This is a genomic window from Mesorhizobium sp. WSM4845, assembly GCF_055811455.1.
This window is the reverse complement of record NZ_JBVVQA010000013.1, coordinates 1-20,227: the sequence shown is the minus strand read 5'-3', so window position 1 is coordinate 20,227 and position 20,227 is coordinate 1. Positions and strand designations below refer to the sequence as shown.

Genomic DNA, 20,227 nt, shown 5'->3' with positions numbered 1-20,227 from the left:
CGGCATGAACGACCTTGGCGTCATCGATCGCTTCATGGAGACCTTCATCCGCTACATTGATAGCGGGTTCGGTCTGCTTTCGGGCGACGTCGCCTTCCTCACCACCATCCTGATCGGCATCGACATCACGCTGGCCGGGCTGGCCTGGGCGCTCGGCGACGAGCCCAACATTCTCGGCCGGCTTACCCGCAAGGTGCTCTATGTCGGCGTCTTCGCCTTCATCTTGAATAATTTTAAGAACCTCGCCGACATCATCTATCGCTCCTTTGCCGGGCTCGGCATCAACGCGTCCTCCGGCAATCTCTCCCCAGACAATCTCCTGCGCCCGGGCCGCATCGCCGCGACCGGTTTCGAAGGCGCTTGGCCGCTGCTTGATCAGGCAAGTCAGCTGCTCGGCTTTCCAGAAATCTTCGGCAACGCGCTCACCATCTTCGTGCTGCTCATGGCCTGGTTCCTGGTCATCATCGCCTTCTTCATCCTTTCCATTCAGCTGTTCATCACAATCCTTGAGTTCAAGCTCACCACGCTTGCCGGCTTTGTTCTGGTTCCCTTCGCACTCTGGAATCGATCGACGTTTCTGGCCGAACGCGTGCTCGGCAATGTCATCTCTTCAGGCATCAAGGTGATGGTACTTGCCGTCATCGTCGGCATCGGCTCCACACTCTTCGGCGAGTTTGCTTCCGCGCTGCAAGGCAAGGAGCCGGACCTGGCCGCCGCGATGTCACAGGTGCTGGGCGCGCTGGCGTTGCTTGGGCTCGGCATCTTTGGGCCCGGCATCGCGTCGGGTCTAGTGTCCGGCGCGCCGCAGCTTGGAGCGGGCGCCGCACTTGGCACGACTGCGGCGGCTGCTGGTGCATCGCTCGTTGCCGGAGGCACGGCATTTGCTGGCGCGCGCATGGCAGCCGGCGGCAGTCTCGCCGCAATTCGGGCCGGCACAACGATGGGATCGGCTGCTTTAACGGCCTGGCAGATCGGGCGAGCAACCTCGCCCCACACCAGCCTGTCCGGTGTGGCTGCTGGATTGCAGGGCGTGACCAGTGCCGCCGGCGGCGCCGCGATGCGAGCAGCAAGAGCTGCCGCGGGAACGTTCGGGCGCAGCGCCGATGCCGGCCGGGAAGCGGCATGGACCGCGACCGGTGGTGCGCCCACCGCGTCCATGACTGGAAACCCAACCGCTGCCGATCCTAATGCCGCTCCGACGTGGGCAAGGCGCTTGCGTTCCGAACAGACCGCCCGTGCCCACCGCCACGCCGCCATGCAGGCTGTCCGTGAAGGCGACAGGCCGGGAGGCAGCGCCAATCCCTCTCTCAACGACAAGGATGACTAGATGCTGTTCAAGCGACCCGTTCAACGTTACGGCAAGACACCCGAACCGGTCACGCCGTATCAAAAGGCCGCCCAGCTATGGGACGAGCGCATCGGCTCATCTCGAGTACAGGCTAGGAACTGGCGGCTCATGGCCCTCGGCTGTCTGGCCTTGGCGACCGGGCTCTCTGGCGGACTCGTATGGCAGTCGATGCAGAGCCGTGTTGTGCCTTACGTCGTCGAGGTCGACCGCTTCGGCGAGGCACGCGCCGTCGCGCCGGCTATCCAAGACTACGAGCCCTCCGACGCCGAGATAGCCTGGCACCTCGGCCGCTTCATGCAGAATGTCCGTTCCGTCTCCACTGATCCGGTGCTGGTGCGGCAGAACTGGCTGGCGGCTTACGACCTTGCCACCGACCGTGCGGCACTCTTCCTCAATGAGTACGCCAAGGCAAACGATCCCTTCGGTCAGATCGGAACGCGCAGCGTGTCCGTCCAGGTGACCAGTGTGGTCAGGGCTTCCGACAGCTCGTTCCAGGTCAAATGGACTGAGCAGGTCTTTGAGCGCGGCAGCCTTGCCAGCACCACGCGCTGGACCGCGATCCTCACCATCGTGATCCGCCCGCCTAGCAATACGGATCAGCTGCGCAACAATCCGCTCGGTGTATTCATCAACGCCATCGACTGGTCGCGCGAGCTCGACAGTGCCGCACCGACATCCGTTTCCCCGAAGGAGCCCGCCGATGACAAATAGAGCCCAATCGTTCTGTGCCGCGCTGATCCTATCCGCATCGGCAACAGTTCTCTCGGCCTGCGCATCGAAGCCGGTGCCGCCTGAAATCTCGTATGATGCTGCCGACTTCAAAGCAGCGGCAATCGAGAAGGCGCCAGAGACACCGGTCAAGATAGTCGAGGTGCCAAAGCCGTTGCCGCTCCCCGGCCAGTTGCAGCCAGAACCGGGCAAAATCGCCGACGACAAGCGCTCTCCTGAAGAACGCGTCGCCGACGCCAACAAGGCGGCGACGCAGCAACCCACCCGGTACGGCTACGTCAATGCGGTGCAGGTCTATCCCTTCACCGATGGCGCGCTTTATCAGCTCTATGCCGCGCCGGAGCGCGTCACCGATATCGCCCTACAGCCGGGCGAGAAACTGACAGCCGTGTCAGCCGGGGACACGGTGCGCTGGGTCATCGGCGATACCGTCAGCGGCACCGGCGACGACCAGCGCACCCATGTGCTGGTAAAACCCTTCGCGCCGGGGCTTAGCACCAATCTGGTGATCACCACGGAACGACGCACCTACCATTTGCAGCTTCAAAGCACGGATAAGACCGCTATGGCGGCGATCTCCTGGACGTACAGCGAGGACCAGATCGTCGCGCTCCGCCAGCGCAACGCTCAGGTCGAGGCTACCATGCCGGTGGCGTCGAATGTGGCGCTCGAAAACATTCGCTTTCGCTACTCAATTAGGGGCGACACACCGCCCTGGAGACCGACGCGAGCCTTCGATGATGGCAGCAAGGTCTATATCGAGTTCCCGCGCCGCATAGATCAGGGAGAGGCCCCGCCACTCTTCATCGTCGGCTCTGACGGGGGCAACCAGCTCGTCAACTACCGCATGCGCGGCAACTACTACATTGTCGATCGGCTCTTCGCCGCGGCCGAACTACGCCTCGGCACCAAGCAGCAGCAAGTGGTGCGCATCACAAGGACGGACGGCCGGCAACCGCCGCGTCGCGTATCTCTCTTTGCGCGCTCCAGCAGGTGAGGAGAGGGGCCTTATGACCGACACTTCCCAATCCAATGCTCCGCCAAAACTCGATCCCGAGCAGCTGCAGTTACGGGCCTCGCCCCGCCGCGCCGTGCGGTTCAGGCGCGGCGTGATCATCGCCATCGCTGCCGTCGGGTCCGGTGCCATCCTGGGCGTCACGGTGATGGCGCTGCAGGGACCGGCGCTTCGCTTCAAAGAACAGGCGGAAGATCTCTACAACACTGACCGCAAGCCAACCCCTGAAGGACTTGAAACACTTCCCAAGGACTATTCCGGAGTGAAGCCGAACCCTCCTGTGCTTGGACCACCACTGCCGGGCGACCTCGGTCGCCCCATCCTTGAGCGGCGGCGACAGCTCGGCATCGCGCCAGGGCAGGACAACTCCGCCGAGGAGCAGCGCGTTGCCCAGCAGGCGATTGAGGCGCGCGAATCACAAGTCTTCTTCCGCATTGAAAATCGACCCATGGAGGCGGGCATCGGCGGTAACGCGAAAAGTGCCCAGCAGCCGTTCGGGGCGCCTCCGCAATCTGATGCCGCTCGGCCGTCAGATTCCGTTGCCCCGGCTGAGGGCGATCAGAACAATCAACAACGCAAGCTCGATTTTGTCAGCCAGCGCAACACCAGCGGGATCTACAACCCGCATGCATTGCAGACGCCAGCTTCGCCAAATCAGCTCATGGCCGGCAGCGTGATCGCCGCAAGTCTCATCACCGGCATAAATTCCGACTTGCCCGGGTTTGTCGTCGCGCAGGTCACCGAGAACGTGCACGACACGTTCACCGGCAGCATCCTGCTTATCCCGCAAGGCTCGCGGCTGATCGGGACCTATGACAGCGTCGTCGCTTTTGGGCAAAAACGGGCGCTTCTGGTTTGGCAGCGAATAATACTCCCAGACGGTTCTTCGATCGAAATCGACAATCTGCCGGCGACAGACACTGCCGGCTATGCCGGGCTCAAGGACAAGATCGATTTCCACACCTGGCAGCTGATCAAGGGAGTCGCACTGGCCACATTGCTGGGCGTCGGCACCGAGTTAAGTTTTGGAGAAAACGAAAGCGATCTGGTCAAAGCGATCCGGGAATCCACTCAGCAGAACGTCAGTCAAGCCGGCCAGCGCATCACCGAGAAGAACCTCAATGTTCAGCCCACCATCACCATCCGCCCAGGTTGGCCACTGCGCGTCATCGTGCACAAGGATCTGGTGCTACGGCCATACGCGAGTTGAGCGGGAGTGAATATGGCCAACTTGAAACTTAGAAAGCTTCCAGACCGAACACCTTCGAAGATTACCATCACCCTCAGCGCGGAGTTGGGCCAAGCACTCAAGGAGTATGCTGCCCTTTATCGTCAGACCTATGGCGAGTCTGAAACGGTGGCGGAACTCATCCCTTTCATGCTGGCGGGGTTTCTGGAAGGCGACCGAGCGTTTGCCAAGGCCAGAAAAGAAGGTTTGCCGACGTCCAGCATGCCGGAGAAGTCGCGGCGTCTGGCAGGCTCAGATTCGGAGTAACCGAGGCAATGCGTGAACCGCCCGCACACGAGCCTCGATGGGCTAACTCCGCTTGAATATGTAACCCGATCCGTCAAGGATCACACGTGAACAGGCTCACTCACAAATGGACGCAAACAGGGGAGCACGTCACTGCGACCGCACTCTTTGGCTCAAACTGCAACCGAGTGCCTGGCCCTTCCGCTTTGGAAATATTTGTCGAACCTGGCCGCGATGCTTCGGACGAATGGGCGACTTTCAGCCGGCACGACGAAACGGTCGCCATCCAGTTCGAGCAATCGAACGGGATCGTGGAGGGCCATGGTACTCGACTCAAGAAGGAGCTTCTGGCCGGCTTTGCCAAAGCGTTCCACCAGGTCGACTGCCGAGAAGGCGAAATCACACATCAGCCTCTCGATGATCCAGCCGCGAACGCGGTCGTCGTCGGAAAGCGCGATACCGCGGACAACCGCCAGCCCGCCATGCGCAACCATACTTCCGTACTCGGCGGTTGAAATATTGTTCTGCACGTAGCCCTGGCGAAAACGGCCGATGGACGAAGGGCCAAGCCCGATCAGTGTCTCGCAGCGATCCTCCGTGTAGCCCTGAAAATTGCGATGCAAAGCCCCTGCGCGGGCCGCTATCGCCAAGGCATCGCCTGGCTGGGCGAAATGATCGAGCCCTATTGCTTCATACCCCTTGTCCACAATCGCTCGCGCAGCGAGTTGCGATTGCGCCAACCGCTCCGTGGGGCCAGGCAGCCACGCCTCTTTGATCATCGTCTGATGCTTCTTGAACCAGGGCACATGCGCGTAGCCGAACAGCGCCATCCTGTCCGGTTCCAGGGTCAGCGCCTGCGCTACGGTGGAACAGACGCTCTCCCTGCTCTGGTGAGGCAATCCGTAAAGCAGGTCCAGATTGACGGAACCGACGCCGCGGGAGCGAACTCCGTCGACGACAGCTTTCGTTTGCAAAAAGCTTTGCTCGCGGTTGATTGCCTTTTGCACTTTTGGCTCGAAATCCTGGACGCCGAGACTCGCCCTGGTCATGCCGATTTCGGCCAGCGCATCAAGGCGCGCCTCATCCATGTCGTTTGGATCGATCTCGACGCTGATTTTTGTGTCCGGGACAAAATCGAAGCTGTCCCGCAAGAACGCGCCAAGCGCCACCATGTCCCCGGGCTTCAGCATGGTGGGCGAACCGCCGCCGAAGTGGACTGCGCGGACATGGCCCTTGCCGCAGACGAGTCCCGCAACCGTCGCGATCTCCGCGTGTAGCGAGCGCAGATAGGCCGTCACCGGCTCATAGTGGCGCGTCTGTTTGGTATGACACGCACAGAACCAGCAGAGTCTGTCGCAATAGGGGATGTGCAGATAGAGCGAGATCTCGCCGCCACTTTTGAGCGCCTCCAGCCAGCCACGATAAACCGCAGGATTGACGCCCGTGTGGAAATGCGGTGCAGTCGGATAACTGGTATAACGCGGGACGTTCTCGCCAACCCGGGCAGCTAATTCGGACTGCATGTCGTGGTCCACCATGTTTGCATCGCTGGAACTCTGGGCTATTGGCAAGCCAAAGCCCTGATTTCGGTCAATCAGCAACTCGGACAAACTGCCGCAAGGATTTTTCTACCTTAGATTGGTATCCTGCCGGCACTTGGGATCGGGTTGAGCGAGCGCATGTCAGTACGGCGAGACATTTACACTTCCGGTATCCCCGTTCTTTGCGTCCATTGCGAAGCACGGCATCGCGGCGTCTGCGGTTCGCTTCGTCCAGACAATTTGGTTGGGCTCGCCAAGACTTGCTCGCGGCGCCAGATCGAGTCAGGAGTGGAACTGATCGGCGACGCACAGGCGGTCGACAGCTATTCGAACCTGGTTTCAGGCGTGGTTAAGCTGACAAAGAGCCTTTCCGATGGTCGCCAGCAGATCGTCGGTCTCCAGTTTGCACCGCATTTTCTGGGACGTCCTTTTAAGGTGGAAAGCTCGATCAGTGCGGAAGCGGTGACAGCTGTCACGCTGTGCTCGTTTCCAAGGGCAGCCGTCGAACGGATGATGAAGGGGTCGCCGGAATTCGAGCATCGCCTGCTCAAGCAGACGCTGAATGAACTTGATGAAGCACGCGAGTGGCTGGTGACGTTGGGGCGCAAGACCGCATCGGAAAAGGTGGCGAGTTTTCTCCTCATGATCGCTCGGAATATGGATTCCGGTGTTGACCCGGTAGCTAGGTCAGCGTCCTTCGATCTGCCGCTGACGCGCGCCGAGATCTCTGATTTTCTTGGAATTACGAACGAGACTGTGAGCCGGCAGCTGACGCAGTTGCGGGCTGACGGCGTGATTCGGATCGAGAACACACGCCATGTGATGGTGGACAGCATGAGCCGGCTGCGCTCGATGGCGATGCCGAGCCTGAGCCAGAAGACCGATAGCCTGGACAGGTTATAGAGGCCGTTCGGCGAAGAGAAGGTACAGGCCGTTGTCGCTCCTGATGGCGGAAGGCAGGCCGCGTTCCCTGAACAGGCGGATGGCGACCTCGATGACCGGTCCTTCCTTCTTCGATTCGAGCGCTTCGCAGGCGAGCAGGTAGCGCGAGGCCTGGTCGGTCACAATTCGACTATCGCCCGCCGGAACTCCCCTTACAAGTCCGTGCACCATAACGCGTTGGTGATAGTTGCGTGCCGAAGCGCTGCCGCTGACGGGCGCGCTTTACAGGCCGTGACGATCGAGCAGGCAAGCGCCGTGCTCTTCGAGGGCATGCGGACATCGCCGGCGAGCCTCCGAATCAGGAGCTCCCTAATCTTCCTGGCACCCAGTGGGTTGGCTTGTCCTTCTTGGTGCGACGATCGTCAGCTCGATCTGGTCGGGCAGGCGGTTGGCGTAGCGCACCGCCCGCCGTGAAGGTCAACCTAGCTGCCGAAAAATCGTGCGGCCCCCTGACATGGATCAGGGCGAGCGGGCGGCGGCTGCGCAATTGATGCACAGCGAATTTGGCGTCCGCCGGATTCGAGATCGGGATTTGCGATGAAATTCGGCACAGAGATCGTGCTTCTAAGCCTGTTTGCTTTTGCGGCCCTGGTGGCTGCCGGTTTCGGCGTAGATGAACCTTTCCGCCAGCATATGTGGGTGTTGTTCTTCGCCGTAGCTGGTTTCACCGCGATCCTGTTGCGCAATACGGAGTTCAAGCCTGCAGTTCCGATAGACCCCGCCGCTTTTATGGACGGTCCAATCCGTTACGGGGCCGTCGCGACGGTGTTTTGGGGCGTCATAGGCATGCTGGTTGGTGTGGTCATCGCGCTGCAGCTTGCCTATCCCGATCTCAGCGTCGAGCCCTGGTTCAACTTTGGCCGCTTGCGGCCGTTGCATACATCCGGCGTGGTTTTTGCCTTCGGCGGCAATGCGCTGCTTTGCACGTCCCTTTATGTCGTACAGCGCACCTGCCGCGCCCGGCTGTTCGGCGGCAATCTCGCCTGGTTCGTGTTCTGGGGCTATCAGCTGTTCATCGTCATGGCTGCGACGGGCTACCTGCTCGGCATCACCGAAAGCCGCGAATACGCCGAGCCCGAATGGTATGTGGATCTTTGGCTGACCATCGTCTGGGTCGCCTACCTCGTCCTGTTCCTCGGCACCATCCTGAAGCGCAGGGAACCGCACATCTACGTCGCCAACTGGTTCTACCTGTCCTTCATCGTGACCATCGCGATGCTGCATGTGATCAACAACCTGTCGATGCCAGTCTCATTCGTGGGTTCAAAAAGCTATTCAGCCTTCTCCGGCGTCCAGGACGCCTTGACGCAGTGGTGGTACGGCCACAATGCCGTGGGCTTCTTTCTCACCGCCGGCTTCCTTGGCATGATGTACTATTTCGTGCCGAAGCAGGCGAACCGGCCAGTCTATTCCTACCGGCTGTCGATCATCCACTTTTGGGCGCTGATCTTTCTCTACATCTGGGCCGGCCCGCACCACCTCCACTATACCGCCTTGCCTGACTGGGCGCAGACGCTCGGCATGGCGTTCTCGATCATGCTTTGGATGCCCTCCTGGGGCGGCATGATCAACGGCCTGATGACGCTGTCCGGCGCTTGGGACAAGCTGCGGACGGACCCGATCATCCGCATGATGGTCATGGCCATAGCCTTCTATGGCATGTCCACTTTCGAAGGCCCGATGATGTCGATCAAGACGGTCAATTCGCTCTCGCACTACACCGACTGGACTATCGGGCACGTGCATTCCGGCGCACTCGGTTGGGTCGGCATGATCTCGTTCGGCGCGATCTATTTCATGGTGCCGAAGTTGTGGAACCGCGAGCGGCTCTATTCGCTGCGGCTCGTCAACTGGCACTTCTGGCTGGCAACGCTCGGGATCGTCGTCTACGCCGCGGTGATGTGGGTCTCCGGCGTTATGCAGGGCCTGATGTGGCGCGAATACGACGAGCAGGGCTTTCTGGTCTTCTCCTTCGCCGAAACTGTCGCCGCCATGCATCTCTACTACATCATGCGTGCCATCGGCGGCGCGATGTACCTGTCCGGCGCCCTGATCATGGCATGGAATGTCACCATGACAATCCTCGGCTACCAGCGCGAGGAGAAACCGATGCCGCGTCCCATCGCCGCCGTCCGACCTGCGCGATCTGGAGCCTGAAAAATGGGCTTGATGGACAAACACGCCGTCATCGAGAAGAACGCCACGCTTCTTCTCGTCGGCTCCCTTCTGGTGGTGACGATCGGCGGCATCGTCGAGATCGCGCCGCTCTTCTATCTCGACAATACGATCGAGAAGGTCGAAGGCATGCGGCCCTATTCGCCGCTCGAACTCGCCGGCCGCAACATCTATGTGCGCGAGGGCTGCTACCTCTGCCATAGCCAGATGATCAGGCCGTTCCGCGATGAGGTCGAGCGCTATGGGCACTACAGCCTGGCGGCCGAGTCGATGTACGACCACCCGTTCCAGTGGGGATCGAAACGCACAGGACCGGATCTCGCGCGGGTGGGCGACCGTTATTCGAATGGATGGCACGTTCAGCACCTTGTCGATCCGCGCTCCGTGGTGCCGGAATCGATAATGCCGAGCTACGCGTTCCTGAAAGAAATGCCGATTGAGGTGAAGGACTTCTCGACGCACCTGATCGCGAACAGCCGTGTGGGCGTGCCCTACTCCGACGACATGATCGCGAGCGCGAATGCCGATCTCATGGCGCAGGCAGATCCCAACATCGACACGTCCGGTCTTGAAGCGCGGTATCCAAAGGCCAAGCTCGGTGACTTCGATGGCAATCCGCAACAGGTCAGCGAGATGGACGCGCTGGTCGCTTACCTCCAGATGCTTGGCACTCTGGTCGATTTCAAAAACTACGACGAAGCCGCCGGTTACCGCTGAGGAGAATGGTGATGACCTACAACTTCATGCGGGCGTTTGCCGACACTTGGGGCCTGCTCGCTATGGCGCTGTTCTTCGTCGGATGCATCACCTTTGCGCTCCGTCCCGGCAGCAGGACGCGAGCCGACGAAGCTGCTCAAATCCCTCTCAAGGACGACTGATCATGAGCGGTGAGCACATTGACGAAGTCTCCGACGTCTCGACCACCGGCCATGAATGGGACGGGATCAAGGAGCTCAACAATCCGCTCCCGCGCTGGTGGGTGATCACCTTCTACGTCACAATAGTCTGGGCGATCGGCTACACCATCGCTTATCCCGCATGGCCTATGCTAAGCTCCGCCACCCGAGGCGTGCTCGTCTATTCCAGCCGCAACGATGTCAAGAATGAGCTGGCAGCGGCCGAGGTCGCCAAGGGCAAGTATGTTGCCGCCCTTCAGGCGAAGACTGTCGCCGAGATTGCCGCCGACGATGTTTTGCGCGGATTTGCTATCGCGGCCGGTGGCGCCGCCTTCAAGGTCAATTGCGTTCAGTGCCATGGCTCCGGCGCCCAGGGTTCGAAGGGCTTTCCCAACTTGAATGATGACGATTGGCTGTGGGGCGGCAAGGCCGAGCAGATCCAGCAGACAATCACGCACGGCATCCGCGTTGCCTCCGACCCCGACACGCGCCTGTCGGAAATGCCGGCGTTTGGTGACATCATTGCGCCCGAGCAGATTACACAGGTCAGCGCTTATGTCTCGAGTCTCTCCGGCCCTGTTGGCGATCAAGCAATGGTCATACCCGGCGCCAATGTTTTCGCCGAGAATTGTGCCGCCTGTCATGGTGATAATGCAAAGGGAAACACGGAGCTTGGCGCACCCGACCTGACCGACGCGATCTGGCTCTACGGGGCGGGCGAGACGGCTATTGCCGCGCAGGTTCGCGCGCCAAAGCAAGGCGTCATGCCGGCCTGGGGTGGGCGTCTCGGCGAGGTCAAGGTCAAGGAACTTGCGGTCTATGTCCATTCGCTTGGCGGCGGAGAATAGGAACGGAAGCCTATTCTCGGCCCTCCCCCTGCCAAGCGACGAGGCCCGGCGCGAGCCGGGCCTCGACACCATTCCGGCTGCGACCTGCATCAACACGGGGCGGACCGCCCACGGCGAGGCTGTTCGATGGGCGGCCCTGACATCGGCAGCGGGACTGGAGATGCTACGTGGGTGATAAAACGCAGACAGAACCGCCCGAAGCAGAAGCGATCGCCTCCCCCAACACCCGTGAGCCGCTTTATGCCCCACGCAAGAAGGTTTTCCCGAAGCGAATCTCGGGTAATTTCCGTCGCTTCAAATGGCTGGTGATGGCGATCACGCTGGCGATCTATTATCTGACGCCCTGGCTGCGCTGGGACCGAGGTCCGTTTGCACCGGACCAGGCCGTGCTGATCGATCTTGCCAACCGCCGCTTCTATGTCTTCTTCATCGAGATTTGGCCGCAGGAATTCTACTATGTGGCCGGCCTTCTCGTTATGGCCGGCATCGGCCTTTTCCTGATCACATCCACCGTTGGCAGAGCCTGGTGCGGCTATACCTGCCCGCAGACGGTATGGGTCGATCTGTTTCTAGCTGTAGAGCGTGCGATCGAGGGAGATCGCAATGCTCGCATAAAGCTCGACGCGGGATCCTGGACTGCGCGCAAGCTTGTGCTGCGTGTATCGAGACACGCCACCTGGCTGGCCATAGCGGCAGCGACCGGCGGCGCCTGGATCTTCTATTTCGCCGATGCGCCATCTCTGATTGGCGAGCTCTTCGCTGGCACCGCTGCGCCGGTCGCCTACATCACCATCGGCGTGCTGACGGCAACCACCTACACATTCGGTGGACTGATGCGCGAGCAGGTCTGCACCTACATGTGCCCGTGGCCGCGCATCCAGGCGGCCATGCTCGACGAGAATTCGCTCACTGTGACCTACAATGACTGGCGCGGGGAACCCCGTTCGCGCCATGCCAAGAAGGCTCTTGCCGCAGGGCAGCCGGTTGGAGACTGCGTTGATTGCAATGCATGTGTCGCGGTCTGTCCGATGGGGATCGACATCCGCGACGGCCAGCAACTCGAATGCATCACCTGCGCGCTCTGCATCGACGCCTGTGACGGCGTAATGAACAAACTCGGCAAGGACCGCGGGCTAATCTCCTATGCGACGCTGTCCGATTACAACGCCAACATGGCGGCGGCGACCGCAGGCGGCGCTTGCTCGGTGAATCCGTCGCTGGTGCGGACAGACGGCAGCGCTTTCTCCGACAGGTTAGCCCATTTCCATGTCCGCAAGATCTTTCGACCGCGCACCTTCGTCTACATGAGTGCGTGGTCGGCGGTCGGTCTCGCCTTACTCTACTCGCTGCTGACGCGCGATCGGCTCGAGGTCAACGTTCTGCACGACCGCAATCCGCAGTTCGTCACGCTGTCCGATGGTTCGATCCGCAATGGTTACACCGTCAAGCTGCTCAACATGATCCCTGAGCCAAGAACGATCGTCGTCACCATGCAGGGCCTGGCCGATGCCGAGATGAGTGTCGTCGGGATCGACATGCCTGCGGATCGCTCCCTCTCCGTTCCGGTCGAACCGGACCGGCTGAAGATGCTGAAGGTTTTCGTCCGCCAGCCGGCGGAACAGATCAACGCCCAAGCGCAGACGTTCAAGTTCCGGGTCGAGGACAAGGCGAGCTTCGAGTCGGACGAATACACGGCCACGTTCAATGCACCGGAGATCGTTAGATGAGCGTCAATGCACGAAGGCCCCCCGAATTCACCGGCAGGCATATGTTGCGTATCATCCTTAGCTTTTTCGGCGTGATCGTTGGTGTGAACCTGACCATGGCAACACTCGCCAGCACAAGCTGGACCGGTCTTGTCGTCGAAAATACCTATGTCGCGAGCCAGCAGTTCAACCGGATGGCCGAGGAAGGGCGCGCGCAGGCCGCACTCGGCTGGACCGGCAAACTGACCATCGCACGGGGCGAGGTCCGCTACGGCCTCAGCGATGCCGCCGGCAAAGCGGTCCAGTTGCACGGCGTCCGGCTCCTGTTCCGTCATCCCGCCTACGAGGCCGAGGACAAAGCCGTCATGCTTGCGCTCGCCGCGAGCCAGGAATTTGCCGCCCAGCATACGCCAAGGGACGGCGTCTGGATCGTCCAAGTCGACGCCGATGCTGGCCTCGCAGAACCCTATCGCGACGTCCGTCGAATTATAATTTCCCATGGAGCGTTACAATGAGCTGTTGTGCACCGGGCGCCGACGCGTTGGATCTGGAAAGCAGCATATCCGTCCTGCCATCAAGCCAGGAGATCAGGCTGGCGAGCCGCTCGCTTGGCGGCGATCTGCACCAAACCGATCTCTCGGTCCCGACGGTGCATTGCGCAGCCTGCATCCAGAGTATCGAGAGGGCGCTTGGAAAACTCGATCGCGTCGAGGGTGTACGTGTCAACCTGTCGACGAAACGGGTTGCGATCCGGTGGCGCGGAAATGAGGTTCCACCGTTTGTCGCCGCGCTTGGACGGCTGGGATACGAAGCGCATTTGTTCGCGCCCGAGACAGGGGAGAAGGACAAGACGCTATCGGAGCTGATCCGGGCCGTGGGGGTTGCCGGCTTTGCAGCGGGCAACATCATGCTGCTTTCAATGTCGGTCTGGTCCGGCGCTGAAGGTGCGACCCGCGACCTGTTCCACTGGGTCTCGGCACTGATCGCCATCCCCGCGCTCGCCTTCGCTGGTGGCATCTACTTCCGCTCGGCATGGAACGCATTGCGTCACGGCCGCATGAACATGGATGTGCCGATTGCGGTTGGTGTCTCGCTCGCCTACGCGATGAGCCTTTACGAAACCATCAACCATGGCGATCACGCTTACTTCGATGCATCGGTATCGCTGCTGTTCTTCCTGCTGATCGGCCGCACGCTTGATCACGTGATGCGCGAGCGTGCCCGGACCGCGGTGAACGGTCTGTCACGGCTGGCGGCGCGCGGCGCCACAGTATTGCGCGACGATGGCACGCGCGACTACCGGCCGGTTGGCGAGATCGAACCAGGCATGCAGTTGCTGATCGCTGCCGGCGATCGGATTCCCGTCGACGGCAAGGTCATTCGAGGCTCTTCGGATCTCGACTGTTCACTGGTTTGCGGTGAGAGCACACCCAGAACCGTGGCGACAGGGGAAACCGTGCAGGCCGGCACGCACAATCTCACCGGCCCACTGACGGTCGAGGCGACAGCCGCCGCAAAAGACTCCTTCCTGGCCGAAATGGTCCGGCTGATGGAAGCCGCCGAGGGCGGTCGCGCGCATTATCGCAGGATCGCCGACCGCGTTTCAGCGCTCTATGCTCCAGTGGTTCATCTGACCGCCTTCCTGACGTTCCTTGGCTGGATGGCGGCGACCGGCGATTGGCACCGGGCAGTAACAAACGCAATCGCCGTTCTCATCATCACCTGCCCATGTGCGCTCGGTCTCGCCGTGCCGATCGTGCAGGTGGTCGCTGCGCGGCGTCTGTTCGAAAGCGGTGTCATGGTCAAGGATGGTTCGGCCATGGAGCGCCTGGCGGCGATCGACACGGCCGTGTTCGACAAGACAGGAACGCTTACGCTCGGACAGCCCCGGCTCGTCAATGCGTCGTCAGTCGATCCGGCCATGCTGGCAATCGCTGCCGAGATGGCCGCGCACTCCCGTCACCCGCATTCAAACGCCATTGCCACCTTTGCCGGTTTCGCCGGTCAGCCAAGGCTCGAAGCTGTCAGCGAACACCCCGGATTCGGCATCGAAGCCACCGCGAGGGGAAGCACCTGGCGACTGGGGCGGCGCGGTTGGGCTGGATGGAAGGCCCGAACCGGTGGCGAAAGCAGATACGGCGGAACGGTTCTGACCAAAGACGGGATCATCGTGGCGTCCTTTGTCTTCAAGGACGCGCTGCGTCCGGACGCCAGGGCGGCCATCGAGCAATTGAACAACGCCCGAGTTTCCGTGGAAATGCTGTCGGGCGATACCGGGGCTGCCTGCGGCGAGGTCGCGACGACGTTGGGGATACATCACTTTGTTCCGGCGCTGCTTCCTTCGGGCAAGGTCAAATATATTGAAAGCCTGGCGAAGGACGGCCACAAGGTGCTCATGGTTGGCGACGGCCTCAACGACACCCCTGCGCTGGGCGCGGCACATGTCTCGATCGCTCCAGCCACGGCGGCCGATGTCGGCCGCAAAGCTGCGGATTTCGTTTTCCTGCACGAAAGCCTTTCGGCCGTCTCCCTTGCCCTCGACGTTTCGCGAAAGGCCGGACAACTGATCCGGCAAAACATCGCCATCGCGATTGTCTACAACGCCATTGCCGTCCCGATCGCCATTTTGGGGCAGGTAACACCATTGATTGCGGCAATCGCGATGTCGGCCTCATCACTGCTTGTCATTGGCAATGCGTCGAGGCTGCAAGGTTTTGTGCCAGACGTGCCAAGGAGAACTGCTCCGCCTGATAGCCGCTCCCACACCGGCACATTGACGCAACCCTCATGACAATCCTGGTCTATCTCATACCGGTGGCTCTGTTGTTGGGCGGGCTTGGACTGTCTGGCTTCCTGTGGGCCTTGAGGAGTGGTCAATACGAGGATCTCGACGGAGCCGCCGAGCGTATCCTCATTGACCGGGACGAGAGGCCGGAACGCTGATTCCGTCACTCGAGGGCCTGCGTGGCCCATTCCGCCATGCAAGCGGCTGATGCCACGAAGTACCTCCCACGGCCGCACGAGCGCTGGCGTTGTACGTGTTCCAAGTGCAACGGAGCGGATAGACTGGCGGCGCGGGTTTGTCGTGTCTGGCTGACCCAGATCAGTGCTGTCTCCTCATCGCCCTGATTTCAATGGACGAGTCTTTTCAAGGGGAGAACGCATGTCTGGCCGGACGGAAGCTGAGCGGTGTCAGGTGCTGGCCATGTTCGCCGGGGGCGCCGGCATTGTCGAAGCCGTGACCAGGCCGGCGCACGTCATTGCAGGAGCCGATGCGTTCGAATGAGCGAGTTCAAGCCAGTTCGGTTCGTTGATGTCGCGCTGGAGGGGCAATTCTGGCGCGAGCGGCTGGAGACGGTGCTGACACGGACCATCCCCAGCCAGCACGTCCAGCTTGGCAAGCAAGGTGTATTGCTGTCCCTCACACTGCCGAACCAGTCGCTGCCACTGAGCGTCCCAGTCAACGAGCACGATTCCGGGCAGGTGTTCTGGGATTCCGACGCCGGCAAGTGGATAGAAGCAGCATCCTACGCGCTGTCACACAGGCGTGATCCCGACATCGAGGCATGGATCGAAAACATTATCGATGATCTCGAAAAGGCGCAGGCTGCCGACGGTTATCTGAACTGCTGGTACCTGCAGCGCGAGCCCGACAAGCGCTGGACCAACCTGCGCGACAATCACGAACTCTACAATCTTGGACATCTGCTCGAGGGCGGTATCGCCTACTTCCTCGCGACGGGCCGGCGCCGGCTCCTGGACATCCTTGAGCGGTATGTTGACCATGTGCGCAACACATTCGGCCCGAACCCCGGCCAGAAGCGCGGCTATTGCGGCCATCAGGAAATCGAGTTGGCCCTCGTTAAGCTCTATCGCTTGACTGGAGACAGAATGCATCTCGACCTCGCGGCCTATTTCATGAATGAGCGCGGGCGTCAGCCGCACTACTTCGATCAGGAAGCGGTCGCGCGCGGGGAGAACCCCAGGGATTTCAGGGCGAAAAGATATGAGTACAACCAGTCGCACAGGCCGGTGCGCGAGCAAACTAAGGTGGTCGGACATGCGGTCCGAGCGATGTACATGCTTTCTGCCATGGCCGACCTCGCGGCGGAACTGAATGACGACAGCCTCAAGAAAGCATGCGAGGTGCTCTGGGCCGACGTCATCTCCTCGAAAATCTACATCACGTCCGGCTTGGGTCCGGCTGCCGCGAATGAAGGCTTTACTGAGGATCACGACCTGCCGAACGATACGGCGTGTGCGGAGACCTGCGCCTCAGTAGGCCTGATCTTCTGGGCACATCGCATGCTGCATCTCGAACTCGACGGCCGATACGCCGACGTTCTGGAACAGGCGTTGTTCAACGGCGCGCTGACCGGCCTTTCGCGCGATGGCGAGCGCTATTTCTACTCCAATCCGCTCGAGAGCGATGGGCGACGCAGCAGATGGGCCTGGCACTCATGCCCATGCTGCACGATGAATTCGTCTCGTCTGATTGCTTCTATCGGAGGCTATTTCGTCTCGGCCAGTGAAAACGCAATCGCCTTCCATCTCTACGGCGGCGTTTCGACGAACATCCAACTCGCTACGGGCAATGTGTTCCTGCGGGAAACCAGCGCCTATCCATTTTTCGGCTCGATCAGGATCGAGGTCAGCCCTAACGCGCCGACCGAGTTCACGATCAACCTCCGCATTCCCGGTTGGGCTCATGAAGCCGAAGCTTCGGTCGGGGGATGTGCAGTCGACGTGACGGCATGCACCAGAAATGGCTATCTTGCGATCTCGCGGCTATGGAATGCCGGAGACACCATCGCCCTCGAACTACCGATTTCTCCCGAGCGCATCTATGCTCATCCCTCGGTCAAGCAGGATATCGGCCGGGTGGCGCTTAAGCGCGGACCATTGGTTTATTGCGTTGAAGAGGTCGACAATCCCGGGGCGCCCGTGCAGCAGCTCACACTGCCGCGAGAGTCCAAGATCGAAACGATGGAACGGGGCGATCTTTTCGATGGCGTGGTCACGCTGACTGCCTCCGCGCAGCGCGTCGAAGACCAAGGCTGGGGAGACAGCCTATACAGAAATACGCCCCCCATCGCTTCGGACTGCCGGCTAACCGCCCTGCCATACTATCTCTGGAACAATCGGGCAAAAGGCTCGATGCAAGTGTGGCTGCTGGAAAGCTGAATGGCCGAGGTGAGAAACCCGTTGGTTGGCTGGCTATCTGCCCAGGTGAGCGGAGTATGCCAAAGTTTTGTTTGCAGGAGTGAACGGATGTCGCGATTTCGCCTATTGACGATCTTCATGTCGGGAATGCTGGGAACGGCGACGTTGCCGGATCCAGTCGCCTCGGCACCAGTCCTCAACCCCGCCAATCGCAATGGGCTGGTCGAGCAGAACGAATTATTGATGCTGGAGAACAGGCTGCGGCGGCAGCAATACCAGCAGCAGCAGCAGCAGTTCCGTTCCCAGGATCGCGAGATCGCGCCGCAGCAACGGCCCGATCGACCGCTTACTTGCCAGCTACAGCCGTCAAGCAACGGCTTTGTGAGCATCTGCCGCTGATGAGGCGGCTTGCCACTTATTTAGGCGGCCATAGCTTGTGCGCGTCGTGCTTAACTAGCATCAGAGGCGTTTTTTCGCAGCTCGTGCTTGGGCACTGGAGAGCCTACGCGATGGCGCCACGCTGATGGCCGACTCCGATGACAGCTTCGACATCATTGTCGTTGGAGCGGGGCCGGTCGGACTTTGCTTCGCCGCATCACTCGCTCAAAGCCAACTCAAGGTCGCAGTTGTCGAACAGAACTCAATTGATACTCTCGCCAATCCGCCTTTTGACGGCCGGGAAATCGCGCTGACCCACGCCTCGATCAGAATCCTTCGCGAGATCGGCGCCTGGGATGCCATCCCCGCTTCGGACAAATCACAGCTTCACGGCGCGCGCGTGCTCAACGGTTCGAGCCCTTTCGCTCTGCGTTTCGATCCTCCCAGCGGGTCTGGAGAACCCCTCGGAGTTTTGGTCCCAAATTGCCGGATCCGCGACGCGCTGTTCAAGACAATCCACGTGCAGAATCACGCGCGGCTGCTGTGCGGCCACTCGGTCGTAGATGCAACAATCAGCCACACAGGAGCACTCGTAACGCTGTCTAATGGCGTGCAGTTGAACGCTAGCCTTGTGGTTGCCGCCGATTCACGTCTGTCGGCCACTCGTGATCTGCTCGGCATAGGCGCCGATATCAATCGGCTTGGCTACTCGATGCTAATATGCCGGGTGCGGCATGAGCGCCCCCACCACCAGGTGGCAATCGAATGGTTCGATCACCATCAGACGATAGCGATGTTGCCCCTGGCGGAGGGAGTGTCGTCGCTGCTGCTCACCCTGCGCTCAAACGAGGCCGATAGACTGCTTGCCTTCAGCGACCATTTGTTTCTGAGGGAATTGACGAACCGGTGTCGAGGGCGCCTTGGAAAAATGACCTTGGCAAGCAAGCGCCATACCTATCCGCTGGTCACGACTTGGGCGCACAAATTCCGAGCTCCCAGCGCCGCACTCATCGGCGACGCTGCCATCGGCATGCACCCGGTGACTGCGCATGGTTTCAACATCGGTATCAGCGGCCAGAAGCAACTCGCCTATGGAATCCTAGCAGCATGTCGCGACGGTCGCGAGATTGCCGATCCCGACATGCTGCACGGATACGAAAGGTGGCTGCGCCTGTCAGCGGCGCCGCTCTTCCACGGCACGAACATTCTCGTCGCACTCTACTCAAGCGAGCACCCGGCGGCACGGCTTGCACGACATGTGGGGCTTCGGTTCGCCCAACATGCCCCCTTTATGCGGCATGGCATTTCGGCCATGCTTAGGCGATGAAACCGTACCAGCAGCTTTGGACCTTGCGCGATGAAAAGGGCCTCATTCGCCGGAGTAATCGCTGCCCCTGCACGCAGAGGCGGCAGCTTCCCGCGGCAGGCCCTAAATGTCGCCCCGAGAAGTACTATCTCAGCGCTTGATTTGGCTGATCAGCCCAGAGGCTGATGTAGCGCTGAAGAGTTAACCCCTCCTTTAGTAGGCTTGCATAGACATGTGCTGCGTACAAGCAGGAGATGCAAGCTGACCGGCCGAACATGAAGAAAGAAAACGCGCTGGAGGCCGAATCCTCGGAGATCAGCTTGCTGATCTGAAGGCCGGTCTCTTCGTATCGATGCCGATAAGCACTATGCTATCAGGCCTGATTTTGACGGTGCAGGCCTTTTCTGGCGGGGGCTTTGCCGCCGCAATCTGGTTCCTGGTTATCAATGCCATAAATGCCGCCCGCCTCGGACTCGCTCGTTATCAGCTAAACGAGACGGGGGATCAGGACGATTTAACAGGGATTTCGCAGCGGCTTCGCTGGTTTGGCATCCTTTCTCTTCTGTCAGGGTTTGCCTGGTCCTTTCTTGCCGTCCTTACCGTTGGCTACACAACGCCGCAAGCGCCGTTGCATCTGATTATTCTGGCGGGCATCTCAGCTGGTGCGGTTACATACGGCAGTTCATATGCCGCGGCCGCGATCAAC

Annotated in this window: 20 protein-coding genes and 1 pseudogene; 19 read left to right on the top strand and 2 right to left on the bottom strand. The window is 60.6% G+C overall.

Going from position 1 to position 20,227, the window contains the following annotated elements; all coding sequences use genetic code 11:
* The first annotated feature begins 4 nt into the window (after positions 1–4).
* The 5 genes from trbL to AC0L2C_RS16400 are packed head-to-tail and all read left to right on the top strand — an operon-like array spanning position 5 to position 4,587.
* Positions 5–1,327, top strand: coding sequence for a P-type conjugative transfer protein TrbL (gene trbL, locus AC0L2C_RS16420; protein ID WP_473523853.1), 1,323 nt, complete (start codon positions 5–7; stop codon positions 1,325–1,327).
* Positions 1,328–2,059 carry a conjugal transfer protein TrbF gene (trbF, locus tag AC0L2C_RS16415; protein WP_473523852.1) on the top strand — a complete coding sequence of 244 codons (732 nt, stop codon included), beginning with the start codon at positions 1,328–1,330 and terminating at the stop codon, positions 2,057–2,059.
* A complete protein-coding gene (gene trbG, locus AC0L2C_RS16410) occupies positions 2,049–3,074 on the top strand; it encodes a P-type conjugative transfer protein TrbG (protein ID WP_473523851.1) in 1,026 nt (341 codons plus the stop codon). The genes trbF and trbG overlap by 11 nt, the downstream gene beginning before the upstream one ends.
* A gap of 13 nt (positions 3,075–3,087) precedes the next feature.
* Positions 3,088–4,302 (top strand): TraB/TrbI/VirB10 family type IV secretion system protein, encoded by a 1,215-nt coding sequence (locus AC0L2C_RS16405; RefSeq protein ID WP_473523850.1) that lies wholly within the window; start codon positions 3,088–3,090, stop codon positions 4,300–4,302.
* A 12-nt stretch (positions 4,303–4,314) separates the two neighbouring features.
* Positions 4,315–4,587: a DUF2274 domain-containing protein gene (locus AC0L2C_RS16400; RefSeq protein WP_473523849.1), complete on the top strand. Its 273-nt coding sequence runs from the start codon at positions 4,315–4,317 to the stop codon at positions 4,585–4,587.
* A gap of 152 nt (positions 4,588–4,739) precedes the next feature.
* Here the strand turns inward: AC0L2C_RS16400 and hemN are convergent, their stop codons facing one another.
* Positions 4,740–6,089, bottom strand: coding sequence for an oxygen-independent coproporphyrinogen III oxidase (gene hemN / locus AC0L2C_RS16395; protein ID WP_473523933.1), 1,350 nt, complete (start codon positions 6,087–6,089; stop codon positions 4,740–4,742).
* A 156-nt stretch (positions 6,090–6,245) separates the two neighbouring features.
* Between hemN and AC0L2C_RS16390 the strand changes: the two genes are divergently transcribed.
* Positions 6,246–7,010 (top strand): Crp/Fnr family transcriptional regulator, encoded by a 765-nt coding sequence (locus tag AC0L2C_RS16390; protein WP_473523932.1) that lies wholly within the window; start codon positions 6,246–6,248, stop codon positions 7,008–7,010.
* On the opposite strand, the gene AC0L2C_RS16385 is transcribed toward AC0L2C_RS16390, so the two are convergent.
* Positions 7,005–7,172, bottom strand: a complete 168-nt coding sequence (locus AC0L2C_RS16385) for a hypothetical protein (protein WP_473523848.1) — start codon at positions 7,170–7,172, stop codon at positions 7,005–7,007. The genes AC0L2C_RS16390 and AC0L2C_RS16385 overlap by 6 nt on opposite strands.
* Positions 7,173–7,586: 414 nt before the next feature.
* Between AC0L2C_RS16385 and ccoN the strand changes: the two genes are divergently transcribed.
* From ccoN to AC0L2C_RS16320, 13 genes and pseudogenes are all read left to right on the top strand, one after another.
* Complete coding sequence (gene ccoN / locus AC0L2C_RS16380; RefSeq protein WP_473523847.1) at positions 7,587–9,206, top strand: cytochrome-c oxidase, cbb3-type subunit I; 1,620 nt, start codon at positions 7,587–7,589, stop codon at positions 9,204–9,206.
* 3 nt (positions 9,207–9,209) lie between these two features.
* Positions 9,210–9,941 carry a cytochrome-c oxidase, cbb3-type subunit II gene (gene ccoO / locus AC0L2C_RS16375; protein WP_077376382.1) on the top strand — a complete coding sequence of 244 codons (732 nt, stop codon included), beginning with the start codon at positions 9,210–9,212 and terminating at the stop codon, positions 9,939–9,941.
* An 11-nt stretch (positions 9,942–9,952) separates the two neighbouring features.
* On the top strand, positions 9,953–10,102 hold the full coding sequence (locus tag AC0L2C_RS16370) for a CcoQ/FixQ family Cbb3-type cytochrome c oxidase assembly chaperone (RefSeq protein ID WP_040591650.1): 150 nt from the start codon (positions 9,953–9,955) through the stop codon (positions 10,100–10,102).
* 2 nt (positions 10,103–10,104) lie between these two features.
* Entirely contained in the window at positions 10,105–10,968 is an 864-nt protein-coding gene (gene ccoP, locus AC0L2C_RS16365; protein ID WP_473523846.1) for a cytochrome-c oxidase, cbb3-type subunit III, read from the top strand.
* 167 nt (positions 10,969–11,135) lie between these two features.
* Positions 11,136–12,695, top strand: a complete 1,560-nt coding sequence (gene ccoG, locus AC0L2C_RS16360) for a cytochrome c oxidase accessory protein CcoG (RefSeq protein ID WP_473523845.1) — start codon at positions 11,136–11,138, stop codon at positions 12,693–12,695.
* On the top strand, positions 12,692–13,189 hold the full coding sequence (locus AC0L2C_RS16355; RefSeq protein ID WP_473523844.1) for a FixH family protein: 498 nt from the start codon (positions 12,692–12,694) through the stop codon (positions 13,187–13,189). The genes ccoG and AC0L2C_RS16355 overlap by 4 nt, the downstream gene beginning before the upstream one ends.
* Complete coding sequence (locus AC0L2C_RS16350; RefSeq protein ID WP_473523843.1) at positions 13,186–15,465, top strand: cation-translocating P-type ATPase; 2,280 nt, start codon at positions 13,186–13,188, stop codon at positions 15,463–15,465. The genes AC0L2C_RS16355 and AC0L2C_RS16350 overlap by 4 nt, the downstream gene beginning before the upstream one ends.
* Positions 15,462–15,617: a cbb3-type cytochrome oxidase assembly protein CcoS gene (gene ccoS, locus AC0L2C_RS16345; protein ID WP_008871940.1), complete on the top strand. Its 156-nt coding sequence runs from the start codon at positions 15,462–15,464 to the stop codon at positions 15,615–15,617. Before AC0L2C_RS16350 ends, ccoS begins: the two co-directional genes overlap by 4 nt.
* Before the next feature lie 220 nt (positions 15,618–15,837).
* Complete coding sequence (locus AC0L2C_RS16340; RefSeq protein WP_473523842.1) at positions 15,838–15,960, top strand: hypothetical protein; 123 nt, start codon at positions 15,838–15,840, stop codon at positions 15,958–15,960.
* Positions 15,957–17,858, top strand: coding sequence for a glycoside hydrolase family 127 protein (locus tag AC0L2C_RS16335; protein ID WP_473523841.1), 1,902 nt, complete (start codon positions 15,957–15,959; stop codon positions 17,856–17,858). The genes AC0L2C_RS16340 and AC0L2C_RS16335 overlap by 4 nt, the downstream gene beginning before the upstream one ends.
* A complete protein-coding gene (locus AC0L2C_RS16330; RefSeq protein WP_473479540.1) occupies positions 17,859–18,236 on the top strand; it encodes a hypothetical protein in 378 nt (125 codons plus the stop codon).
* Between the two features lie 124 nt (positions 18,237–18,360).
* A complete protein-coding gene (gene ubiM / locus AC0L2C_RS16325) occupies positions 18,361–19,542 on the top strand; it encodes a 5-demethoxyubiquinol-8 5-hydroxylase UbiM (RefSeq protein WP_473523840.1) in 1,182 nt (393 codons plus the stop codon).
* A 346-nt stretch (positions 19,543–19,888) separates the two neighbouring features.
* Positions 19,889–20,227 (top strand): annotated as a pseudogene (locus AC0L2C_RS16320) (GGDEF-domain containing protein); the annotation flags it as partial.